We start from the raw sequence: 11,267 nt of genomic DNA on the forward strand, positions 1-11,267 counted from the left end.
GCCAAGGTGACGCGGCTCCTGTGGGAGGGGCTGGGCTTCGGCTGGGCCGAGACCGGCTATTCCGGCGTCACCTTCCCGCTGGTCGAGCCCTGCCTCGACCGGGCCGTTCGGCTTGGCTTTAGGCGCATCGTGGTGTTCCCCTACTTCCTGTTCACCGGCGTGCTGATCGACCGCATCTACGGCTTCACCGACCTGGTGGCGGCGGCGCATCCCGAAACGCAGTTCGTCAAGGCCGGTTACCTGAACGACCACCCGCAGGTGATCGCCACCTTCGCCGAGCGCGTGCGCGAGATCCTGGAGGGCGCGCCGGCGATGAACTGCCAGATGTGCAAGTATCGCGCCCAGGTGCTGGGCTTCGAGCGCGAGGTCGGCGCGCCGCAGGAGAGCCATCACCACCATGTCGAGGGCCAAGGCGCCCAGGCCCCGGGCTCGAACGTCGCCGAATGCCCGCTGTGCGATGACTTCTGCACCGGTGCCTGCCGGCTGGTGGCTGCGGACGGGCACCACCACCATGACCGCGACCATGGTCATGGCCACGACCACCACCACAGCCACGACCACGATCACGGGCACCATCACCCGACCTATCCGCACGCCGACCACCCGCTCGGGCCTCAGAGCGTGCGCAAGCACCTGAAGGACCGCTGAGGCGTGGGCCGGCCATTGTTCGACAGCTATCTGATCGTCGACTGGTCGGCCGCGAGCGTCCCCAGAACGGGCAAGGATTCGATCTGGATTGCCCGTGCAACCGGCTCCGAAGCGCCGACCCGGCTCGAAAATCCGCCGACCAGGACGGATGCGCTCGCCCGCATCGTTCAGCTTCTTCGTGCCGAGGTGACGGCGGGCCGGCGGGTGCTGGCGGGCTTCGATTTCCCTTTCGGCTACCCGCTCGGCTCGGCGAGGAGGCTCGCTGGCGGCGATGGCTGGGAGGCGGTGTGGGAGGCGCTCGCCGCCGCCATCCGCGAGGGCGAGGACAATGCCAACAACCGCTTCGATGCCGCCGCGGCTCTGAACGGCCGCGTGCCGGGCGATTGCGGCCCCTTTTGGGGCAATGGTCTGAAACGCGAGATTCCCGGCTTGCCACGCACCTGTCCCGATGGCTACGGCGAGCACCTGCCGCCGCGCAAGCGCGCGGCCGAGCGTCATGTCAGGTCGGCGCAGGAGGTGTGGAAGCTCTCCGGTGCCGGCTCTGTCGGCGGGCAGGCGCTGACCGGAATCGCTGCCCTGGCGCGGCTGCGGCGCGAGCCCGACCTGAGGCCGCATTTGCGGATCTGGCCGTTCGAGACCGGCCTCGGCCCGCCAGACGCCGCAATCGTGCTGGCCGAAGTCTATCCTTCACTGATTCCTCCTGACCCCTGCGAACCGGTTCGCGATGCCGGACAGGTGCGCGCCGTCGCCGAGCGCTTCGCCATGCTCGACGGCGCGGGGGACCTCGCGCCGCTCTTCGGGGGACCCCCGGCGCTGACCGATGTGGAGCGCCGCGCGATCGTGGCCGAGGAGGCCTGGATTCTCGGGGCCGGGTTCGAGGAAGCGCTCGGGGCGGCGAAAGAGACTGCGCCGCGGCCGTCGCGACTTCGCTACGAGCGCGACCCCGCCGCCATCTACCGCCGGTCCTGGGACCTGGTCCGCGCCGAGACCCGGCTCGACCACCTGCCCGAGGACCTGCGCGATGTCGCCATCCGCCTGGTGCACGCCTGCGGCATGACGGAGGTGGCCGACCGTCTGGCCTGGTCCACCGACCTCGCACGCGCAGCCCGGGCCGCGCTGGCGGCCGGCGCGCCCATCCTGTGCGACTGCGAGGCGGTGGCCAGCGGCATCGTCCGCGCCCGGCTGCCCGCCGCCAACCCGGTGGTCTGCACGCTCAACGACGCGCAGACGCCCACGCGCGCCGCGGCGATCGGCAATACCCGCTCGGCCGCCGCGGTCGAGCTGTGGCGCGACCGGCTCGAGGGGGCGCTCGCCGTCATCGGCAACGCCCCCACGGCCCTGTTCCACCTGCTCGAGCTGATCGACGCCGGCTGGCCGCGCCCCGCCGCCATCCTCGCCTTCCCGGTGGGCTTCGTCGGCGCCGCCGAATCGAAGGCCGAGCTTGCCCGCAATCCGCGTGGCATCCCCTATCTGGCGCTGCGCGGCCGCCGCGGCGGCTCGGGCCTGGCCGCGGCGGCGGTGAACGCGCTCGCCGCCGGGCTGGAGGCGCCGCGATGAGCCAACCCTGGCTGACCGTCGTGGGCATCGGCGAGGACGGCATGGCCGGCCTCTCGGCGGCCGCGCGCAGCGCCCTCGAGCAGGCCGAGGTGATCCTCGGCGGCGACCGCCACCACAGCCTGTCGCCGCACGTGACCGCCGAGCGCCTGTCCTGGCCCTCGCCCTTCGATGCCATGATCGACACCATCCGCGCCCAGAAGGGCCGGCGCTTCGTCGTCCTGGTGACCGGCGATCCGCTGTGGTACTCGGTCGGCGCCCGCATCCTCAAGGCGATCCCCGGCGAGGAAATCACCTTCCACCCGCAGCTCTCCGCCTTCCAGTGGGCCGCCGCCCGCATGCGCTGGTCGCTCGCCGATGTCGAGACGCTCACCGCGCACGGCCGGCCCGCCGCCCAGGTCGTCCCCTTCTTCTGGCCCGGGGCGCGCCTGCTGGTGCTGACGGCTGGCCCCGAGACGCCCGGCGAGATCGCCCGGCTGATGACCGAGCGCGGCTACGGTGCCTCACGGCTGACCGTTCTGGCCAGTCTCGGCGGGCCGGACGAGCGCCGCATCGAGGGCCGCGCCGCCGACTGGGCCGCCGCCACGCCCGAGACGCCCGCCTTCCACACCCTTGCCGTCGAATGCATCGGCACCCCCGAGCCGCTTCTGTCGCGCCTGCCCGGCTTGCCCGACGCGGCCTTCGCCCATGACGGCGTGATGACCAAGCGCGAGGTGCGCGCGGTCACGCTCGCGCGGCTGATGCCGGCGCGCGGCGAGCTTTTGTGGGACATCGGCACCGGATGCGGCTCGATCGCCGTCGAGTGGATGCGTGCCGCCCGCGACGCCGAGGCCATCGGTCTGGACCCGAACCCGGAGCGCCTGGCGCTGGCGCGGAAAAACGCCGAGACCCTGGGCACTCCCCGCCTGCGCCTGGTCGAGGGCCGCGCCCCCAAGGCGCTGGCAGGCCTGCCGCGCCCCAGCGCCGTCTTCATCGGCGGCGGTTTGGGCCGCGAGACCGTTGCTGCCGTGCGCGCCGCCCTGCCCAGGGGCGGCCGCCTCGTGGCCAATGCCGTGACGCTGGAGTCCGAGGCCCTGCTCGCCGCGCTTCATGCCGAGCTCGGCGGCGAGCTGACCCGGCTGGCCGTGTCCCACGCCGCGCCGGTCGGCGCCCGCACCGGCTGGCGCCCCGCCATGCCGGTAGTGCAGTGGAGCCTGGTCACATGATGGGCACGCTTTACGGCATCGGCGTCGGGCCCGGCGACCCCGAGCTGATGACGCTGCGCGCCCACCGGCTGATCAGCGCGGCCCGGGTCGTCGCCTACCCGGCGCCGGACTCGGGCCAAAGCCTGGCGCGCCGCATCGCCGCCGCCGCGATCCCGGCCGATGCCCAGGAGATTCCCATGGTGGTGCCGATGCGCGCCGAGCGCTTCCCCGCGCAGGAGGTCTATGCCGAGGCCGCCAAGCGCATCGCTGCCCGGCTCGAGGCGGGCACCGACGTCGCCGTGCTGTGCGAGGGCGATCCGTTCTTCTACGGCTCGTTCATGTACCTGTTCGCCCGCCTCGCCGCGCGCTTTCCGGTCGAGATTGTCCCCGGCGTCACCTCGCTCACCGCCTGTGCCGCGGCGCTCAAGCGCCCGCTGACCGCGCGCAACGACGTGCTGACCGTGCTGCCGGGCACGCTCGCCGACGCCGAGCTGCGCCCCCGCATCGAGGCGGCCGACGCCGTCGCCATCATGAAGGTCGGCCGCCACCTCGCCCGCCTGAGGGCGCTGCTGGAGTCCATGGACCTGACGGCGCGGGCCGGCTATGTCGCCCGCGCCTCGCTGCCGCAGGCGCAGGCCGTCCCGCTGGCTCAGGCGCCCCAGACCGCGCCCTATTTCTCCATGATCCTGATCTACAAGGGAGACGACCCGTGGCTGAGCCCGCTCCGGTCGTGATCTGCCTCGCCCGCTCGGGCGAGGCCACCGCCCGGCGCGTCGCCGCGGCGCTGGGCGCAGCGGAGCATGGCCGCGCCGGGCGCGTCGCCGGGGCCGAGGCCGTCTTCGAGCATGCCGCGGAGCATGTCCGCGCGCTGTTCGCATCCGGCACGCCCGTCATCGGCGTCTGCGCCGCCGGCATCCTGGTGCGCGCCGTGGCGCCGCTTCTGGCCGACAAGCGCGCCGAGCCCCCGTTGGTCGCCGTGGCCGAGGACGGCTCGGCGGTGGTGCCGCTGCTTGGCGGCCATCGCGGCGCCAACGCGCTGGCGGGCCGCATCGCCGGGGCGCTGGGCACAGCCCCGGCGATCACCACCGCCGGCGACGCGGCGCTGGGCGTCGCGCTCGACGCGCCGCCGGCCGGTTGGCGGCTGGCCAACCCTGAGGATGCGAAGCCGGTCATGGCCGCCCTGCTCGGCGGCGCCCGCGCCGTGATCGAGGGGGCGCTGCCCTGGCTCGATGCGTTGAGCGATCGCTCGGGCGCCGAGCAGAGCGCGGCCCCCGTCGTCCTGACCGCCACGACGGCGCTCGCCGAGGGCACGCCGCAGCGCCTCGTCTACCACCCGCAGCTCTTCGCGCTGGGCTGTGGCTGCGCCCGCAACTGCCCCGCCGGGGAGCTCGCCGGGCTGGCCGAGGCGGCGCTGGCCGAGGCCGGGGTTGCCGCCGGCGCGGTGGCGGGCGTGTTCTCGCTAGACCTCAAGGCCGACGAGCCGGCGGTGACCGCGCTGGCCCGCCGCCTCGGCGTGCCGCTGCGGCTGTTCGACGCCGCCACGCTCGAGGCCGAGACGCCGCGCCTGGCCACGCCCTCGGACGTGGTCTTCGCCGAGGTCGGCTGCCACGGCGTCGCCGAGGGCGCGGCGCTGGCCGGCGCCGGGCACGAGGCGCGCCTCGTCGTGGCCAAGCGCAAGTCGGCCAACGCCACCGTGGCGTTGGCCCGCGCCCCCGCCCCGATCACCGCGCTCGCGGGCCGGCCGCGCGGCCGCCTGGCGCTGGTCGGCATCGGCCCCGGCCAGGCGGACTGGCGCACGCCCGAGGCCTCGCGCCTGATCGCCGAGGCGGACGAGCTGATCGGCTATTCGCTCTACCTCGACCTGCTCGGCCCGCTCGCCGCCGCGAAGCCCCGCCGCGACTTCCCGCTCGGCGCCGAGGAGGCGCGCTGCCGCCACGCTCTCGAACACGCCGGCGAGGGCGCCTCCGTGGCGCTGATCTGCTCGGGCGATGCCGGCATCTATGCCATGGGCGCGCTGGTCTTCGAGCTCGTCGACCGCCCGCCCGGCCAGGGCGGCGTCAGCGCCGCCGCCCGCCGCGCCGAGCTGGTCTGCGCCCCCGGCGTCTCGGCGCTGCAGGCCGCCGCCGCCCGCGCCGGTGCGCCGCTCGGCCACGACTTCTGCGCCATCTCGCTCAGCGATCTGCTGACGCCGCGCGAGGACATCCTGCGCCGGCTGCGCGCGGCCGCCGAGGGGGATTTCGTGGTCGCGCTCTACAATCCGGTCTCGGCGCGGCGCCGCACCCTGCTGGCCGAGGCGCGCGAGATCCTGCTCGGCCACCGCCCCGCCGACACGCCGGTGCTGCTCGCGGCCAATCTCGGGCGGCCCGAGGAGCGCCTCGCCTACCGCCGCCTGGCCGATCTCGACGCGGCGGAGGTGGACATGCTGACGGTGGTTCTGGTCGGCTCGTCCCGGTCGCGGCTGGCCCGCCTCGGCGAGGGGCCGCGCATGTACACCCCGCGCGGCTACGCCAGGCGGATCGACGCCGGCCGGGCAACGCCGCAGGCCCCGGCGGCCGAGCCGGGGCCTCCCGCGACGGCGCCGGACGACGCGAGGCCCCGGGTCGAGCCCGGGGCAGCGTCGGGGCACGGCGGCGGAGAGCGGCCATGACCGTCCACTTCATCGGTGCCGGCCCCGGCGACCCGGAGCTGATCACGGTGAAGGGCCGGCGGCTGATCTCGGCCTGCCCGGTCTGCCTCTACGCCGGCTCGCTGGTGCCGGCCGAGGTGGTCGCTTGCGCACCGCCGGGCGCGCGGGTGATCGATACCGCGCCGATGACGCTCGACGAGATCGTCGCCGAGATCGCCGCCGCCCACGCCCGCGGCGAGGACGTGGCGCGGGTGCATTCCGGCGACCCCTCGCTCTACGGCGCCATCGCCGAGCAGATCCGCCGGCTGGAGGCTCTGGGCATCGCCTACGACGTCACCCCCGGCGTGTCGGCCTATGCCGCCGCAGCCGCGGCGCTTGGGCGCGAGCTGACCGTGCCGGAGGTCAGCCAGACCGTGATCCTGACCCGCACGGCAATGAAGTCCTCGGCCATGCCGCCGGGCGAGGACCTCGACACGCTCGGCCGCACCGGCGCGACGCTTGCCATCCACCTCTCGGTGCGCAACCTCGCCGAGGTGCAGCGCCGGCTGATCCCGCATTACGGCGCCGACTGCCCGGCCATCGTCGCCTACCGGGTCGGCTGGCCGGACCAGGCGTTCCTGCACGGCACGCTCGGCGACATCCGCCAGAAGGTCCGTGCCGCCAAGATCACCCGCACGGCGCTGATCCTGGTGGGCCGGGCGCTGGCCGGCAGCGGCTTTCGCGACAGCGCCCTCTATGACGGCAGCCACCCGCATATCCTGCGCCCCAAGCGGCGCGCCTGAGCCGCGCGGGGACCGCCTGAGGGGTGTGCACAGTGCACAATCGTATAACGTACTGATATTCAGCGATAAAATTTCGTGCACCTGGCGCCGACGTCCCCGTTCGCGCGCACGACGGCCACGCCGCCGACCGCGCGCGGGTGCGCGTGACCGTGAAATCCATGATTCTGAAAATCATGCGATTTCAATGAGTTGACCTCGCGTCCACATTTGGACGCCGGCAGCGGCCGCTCAGCCGACGTCGATGACATGGGCGAAGGAGCCCATGACGCGCCCCTGGCGCAGGCCGTACTCGCCCAGGTCCCGGCCTTCCGCGTCATGGGCGAGGAACAAGGGCTCCCCCTCTTCGCTCAGCGTCGTCGCATAGTGGAACTCGTGCCCCCTGAGCATGCCGTGCCAGGGCAGCCCGCCCAGCATCGAGAGCTGCCGGTAGCCCAGGTGCCGGTGCCGCGCGGCGAAGCTGGTCTCGAGCCGCAGCAGCCCCAGCATCGGGTGGCGCGCGCCCTCGCCGTCCACCAGCCCCTCGCCCAGAACCATGTAGCCGCCGCATTCGCCATAGATCAGCGCGCCGCGCGCTGCCGCCTGCCGCATGGCGTCGCGGAACCCCGCCGCCTGCGCGAGCCGCCCGGCGTGCAGCTCGGGATAGCCCCCGGGCAGGAACACCGCGTCCGCCGCCTCGGCCGGCCCCTGGTCGGCCAGGGGCGAGAAGAACGACAGCTCGGCGCCCAGCGCCCGCCAGTCGTCGAGCATGTGCGGGTAGGCGAAGCCGAAGGCGAGGTCGCGCGCCACCGCGACGCGCTGGCCCGGCGGCTCCATATGCGCCGGCGGGTCCACCGGCCCGTGCAGCACGGCGGCGTCGGCGAAGATCGCGTCGATGTCGCAGCCCGCTTCCACCCAGTCGGCGGCGCGGGCGACGAAGGCCGCGAGGTCGTCGCGCTCGCCCGCCTGCACCAGCCCAAGATGGCGCGAGGGCAGGGCGAGGTCGTCGCGCCGGGGCAGCGCGCCGAGCACCGGCAGCACCGTCTCGACCGCGCCGCACACCACCGCCTCGTGCCGGGCGCTGCCCAGCCGATGGAGGATCACGCCGGCGGTATGCACGTCCTCGCGGAACCCGGCCATGCCGGCGGCCACCGCCGCGGCGCCCTGGCCCATGCGGCTGACGTCCATCACCAGCACGACCGGGGCGCCCAGCGCCGCCGCCACGTCGGCCGTCGAGCCCGTGCCCAGCGGGTCCTCGGGCTCCGGCGCGCCGTCGAACAGGCCCATCGCCCCCTCGACCACCAGATGCGAGCCGGTGCGGCGCAGCGCGCGGGCCCGGATCTGCGCTGGGCGCATCGCCCAGGCGTCGAGCGTGGTGCAGGGCTGGCCGGTCGCGGCCTGGTGGAAGGCCGGGTCGATATAGTCCGGTCCGCTCTTGGCCGAGACCGGCGCGAGGCCGCGCCGGCGCATGGCCGCCAGCAGCCCGAGCGTCACGCTGGTCTTGCCGGTGCCCGAGGCCGGGGCCGATATCACCAGCGCGCGCATCGCCTCAGCCCGTTTCCCGCGCGGTCTCGTCGCCGAGCGGGTCGAGCGCGCGCGGCGCCATGCCCGCCATCTGGCCGATCCAGTCGAGCGTCTTGCGCATCAGCGCCACCCGGCCGATGCACACGATCGCGGGCGGCTCGAGCCCGCTGGCGGCGAAGTCCCGGGCGGCGCGGACCAGCGTGGTTTCCACCACGCGCTGCGAGGGCAGAGTCGCGTCCACGATGATCGCCACCGGCTCGTCCGGGCTACGGCCGGCGGAAGTCAGGCTGTCGCAGATCGCGGGCAGCGTCTTGATCGCCATGTAGCCGATCAGCACCGGCGAGGAGCGCGCCAGCGCCTGCCAGTCGAGCGCCCCGGGGGCCTCGCCCCGCTGGTCGTGGCCGGTGAAGAAGGTCACCGCCTGGTTCACGTCGCGATGCGTCGCCGGGATGCCGGCATAGGCGAGCCCCGCGACGCCCGCGGTGATCCCCGGCACGATGCGGATCGGTATGCCCGCCTGCACCAGTGTCTGCGCCTCCTCGCCGCCGCGGCCGAAGATGAACGGGTCGCCGCCCTTGAGCCGCAAGACGCGACGCCCGGCGCGCGCCAGCTCCACCAGCCTGAGCGAGATGTCGCGCTGCTTGGGGCTGGGCTTGCCGCCGCGCTTGCCGGCGAACTCCAGCTCGGTGCCCGGCCGCGCCCAGTCGAGGATGCGCCTGTCCACCAGCGCGTCATAGACGATGGCGTCCGCCTGCCGCAGCGCATTGAGCGCGTGCAGCGTCATCAGTGCCGGGTCGCCGGGGCCGGCGCCGACCAGCCAGACCCAGCCCGGCTGGAGCTCGGGCCAGCCGCCAGGCAATGCGGGCAGGGAGACGCGGTCGCTCATGGCCCCGGTATACCCGGCCTTGGCAGGCAAGCGAAGGACGGAAGCGACCTTTCGCGGGCGCCAATGGCGGGCCGCGGTGCCCAAGCCGCGGCTTCCGGCGCGGCGCGCTGCCCCTTATAGTCGGGCGCATGGACGACACGCCGCCCGATACGCCGCCCGACGCGCCGCCCGACAAGCCCCCCGGCAGGCTGCGCACCGGCTGGACCACCGGCGCCTGCGCCACCGCGGCCGCGAAGGCCGCGGCCGAGATGCTGCTCGGCGGCGCCTGTCCGGGACAGGTCACCATCACCCTGCCGCGCGGCGAGACGCCCGACTTCGCCATCGCTGAGAGCGCCGCCGGCCCCGGCTGGGCCGAGGCGGCCGTGGTCAAGGATGCCGGCGACGACCCCGACGTGACCCACCTCGCCACCATCCGCAGCCGCGTCGCCCGGGCCGCCCCGGGGTCGGGCATCCGGTATTGTGCCGGTCCCGGGGTCGGCACCGTCACCAGGCCGGGCCTGCCCGTCGCGGTGGGCGAGCCCGCCATCAACCCGGTGCCGCGCCAGATGATCGCCGGCGCGCTGCGCGAGGTGGCCGGGGCGCACGGTATCGGCGCGGACTTCGAGGTCACGATCTCGGTCGACGACGGCGCCGAGCTGGCCAAGCGCACCTGGAACCCGCGGCTCGGCATCGAGGGCGGGCTGTCGATCCTCGGCACCACGGGGATCGTGCGGCCGTTTTCCTGCTCGGCCTGGATCGCCTCGATCCATCGCGGCATCGACGTGGCCCGCGCCGGCGGCCTGACCCATGTGCTCGGCGCCACCGGCTCGACGTCGGAGGCCGCCGCGCGGCGCCTCTACGACCTGCCAGACATCGCCTGCCTGGACATGGGCGACTTCGTCGGCGGCACGCTGAAATACCTACGCCGGCACCCGGTTCCGCGCGTCACCCTGGCGGGCGGGTTCGGCAAGATGACCAAGCTGGCGCAGGGGGCGCTCGACCTGCACTCGGGGCGCAGCCAGGTGGACTTCGGCCGCCTCGCGGCGCTAGCCGCCGGCCTCGGCGTCGATCCGGCACGCATCGCCGCCGCCAACACCGCGGCCGAGGCGCTTCGGATCGCCGGCCCGCCGCTCGCCGAGGCGGTTGCCGGCGCGGCCCGGACGATCGCGCGCGAGACGCTGCGCGGCGCGGCCGTCGATGTCGAGGTCATCGTCACCGACCGGCAGGGCACCGTGGTCGGCCGCGCCGGCTTCGCCGGGTGAGCGCTCATGTCCTGATCCTCGCCGGTACGGCGGAGGCGCGGGCGCTGGCCGAGGATCTGGCGACCCGGCCCGGGCTGCGCGTCACCGCCTCGCTGGCTGGGGCATCCGCGACCCCCGCGCCGATCGCGGCCCCGATCCGCATCGGCGGGTTCGGCGGCGCCGGGGGCCTCGCCGCCTGGCTGCGCGGGCAGGGCGTGGCGGCGCTGATCGACGCCACCCACCCGTTCGCCGCGCGGATCGCCGCCAACGCCGCCGCGGCCTGCGCGCGCACCGGCACCCCCCGGCTCAAGCTGTTGCGGCCCGCCTGGGAGCCGATCGGCGACTGGCGCGCCGTGCCCAACCTCGCCGCGGCCGCCGCCGCCCTGCCACCCGGGGCGCGGCCGCTCCTGACCACGGGCCGCAAGGACCTCGCGCCCTTCGCCGCACGCGCCGACCTGACCTGCCTTCTGCGCGTCATCGAGCCGGTCGACGGGCTGCCCGGCCACATCGTCCAGATCGTCGCCCGCCCGCCCTTCCCGCTGGACGCCGAGCTGGCGCTGATGCGCGCGCACGCGGCGACCCATCTGGTTGCCAAGAACGCCGGCGGCGCGGGGCGCGCCAAGCTCGAGGCGGCGGCGCGGCTCGGCCTTCCGCTTCTTATCGTCGAGCGCCCGCCGGCGCCGCCCGGCACGCTGGCGCGCGATGTCGCGGCGGCGCTGGCCTGGCTTCGCGACACCGTGCCGGGCGGTTTCTGAGCCGCGTCAGCCAAGGCATTCCTTGACAGCGGGCCGGCTTTCCGCGACATCTGGCCGGGCATGGTTCCGACGGGCCCGCCCAAGCGGGCCCCGGATCAAAAGGGAATGCGGA

General features: G+C 74.7%; 10 protein-coding genes. 8 read left to right on the forward strand and 2 right to left on the reverse strand.

The window, feature by feature from the left end; all coding sequences use genetic code 11:
- From AC32QD_RS12185 to cobM, 6 genes are all read left to right on the forward strand, one after another.
- Positions 1-648, forward strand: a 648-nt coding sequence (locus AC32QD_RS12185) for a CbiX/SirB N-terminal domain-containing protein (RefSeq protein ID WP_492010775.1), incomplete at its 5' end; no start/stop codon positions are given.
- Positions 649-651: 3 nt separating this feature from the next.
- Positions 652-2,205: a precorrin-8X methylmutase gene (locus AC32QD_RS12190; protein ID WP_492010776.1), complete on the forward strand. Its 1,554-nt coding sequence runs from the start codon at positions 652-654 to the stop codon at positions 2,203-2,205.
- Positions 2,202-3,407 (forward strand): precorrin-6y C5,15-methyltransferase (decarboxylating) subunit CbiE, encoded by a 1,206-nt coding sequence (gene cbiE / locus AC32QD_RS12195; RefSeq protein WP_492010777.1) that lies wholly within the window; start codon positions 2,202-2,204, stop codon positions 3,405-3,407. The genes AC32QD_RS12190 and cbiE overlap by 4 nt, the downstream gene beginning before the upstream one ends.
- Entirely contained in the window at positions 3,404-4,120 is a 717-nt protein-coding gene (gene cobI, locus AC32QD_RS12200; protein WP_492010778.1) for a precorrin-2 C(20)-methyltransferase, read from the forward strand. Before cbiE ends, cobI begins: the two co-directional genes overlap by 4 nt.
- Positions 4,096-6,033: a precorrin-3B C(17)-methyltransferase gene (cobJ, locus tag AC32QD_RS12205; protein ID WP_492010779.1), complete on the forward strand. Its 1,938-nt coding sequence runs from the start codon at positions 4,096-4,098 to the stop codon at positions 6,031-6,033. Before cobI ends, cobJ begins: the two co-directional genes overlap by 25 nt.
- Positions 6,030-6,794, forward strand: coding sequence for a precorrin-4 C(11)-methyltransferase (cobM, locus tag AC32QD_RS12210; protein WP_492010780.1), 765 nt, complete (start codon positions 6,030-6,032; stop codon positions 6,792-6,794). The genes cobJ and cobM overlap by 4 nt, the downstream gene beginning before the upstream one ends.
- A gap of 228 nt (positions 6,795-7,022) precedes the next feature.
- Here cobM and AC32QD_RS12215 read toward each other — a convergent pair whose 3' ends face one another.
- Positions 7,023-8,315 carry a cobyrinic acid a,c-diamide synthase CobB gene (locus AC32QD_RS12215; protein ID WP_492010781.1) on the reverse strand — a complete coding sequence of 431 codons (1,293 nt, stop codon included), beginning with the start codon at positions 8,313-8,315 and terminating at the stop codon, positions 7,023-7,025.
- A gap of 4 nt (positions 8,316-8,319) precedes the next feature.
- Positions 8,320-9,180 (reverse strand): uroporphyrinogen-III C-methyltransferase, encoded by an 861-nt coding sequence (gene cobA / locus AC32QD_RS12220; RefSeq protein ID WP_492010782.1) that lies wholly within the window; start codon positions 9,178-9,180, stop codon positions 8,320-8,322.
- Between the two features lie 128 nt (positions 9,181-9,308).
- Here cobA and AC32QD_RS12225 point away from each other — a divergent pair, with 128 nt between their 5' ends.
- Complete coding sequence (locus tag AC32QD_RS12225; RefSeq protein WP_492010783.1) at positions 9,309-10,421, forward strand: cobalt-precorrin-5B (C(1))-methyltransferase; 1,113 nt, start codon at positions 9,309-9,311, stop codon at positions 10,419-10,421.
- Positions 10,418-11,155 (forward strand): cobalt-precorrin-6A reductase, encoded by a 738-nt coding sequence (locus tag AC32QD_RS12230; RefSeq protein ID WP_492010784.1) that lies wholly within the window; start codon positions 10,418-10,420, stop codon positions 11,153-11,155. The genes AC32QD_RS12225 and AC32QD_RS12230 overlap by 4 nt, the downstream gene beginning before the upstream one ends.
- Positions 11,156-11,267 lie beyond the last annotated feature (112 nt).

The organism is Thermohalobaculum sp., from assembly GCF_058622915.1.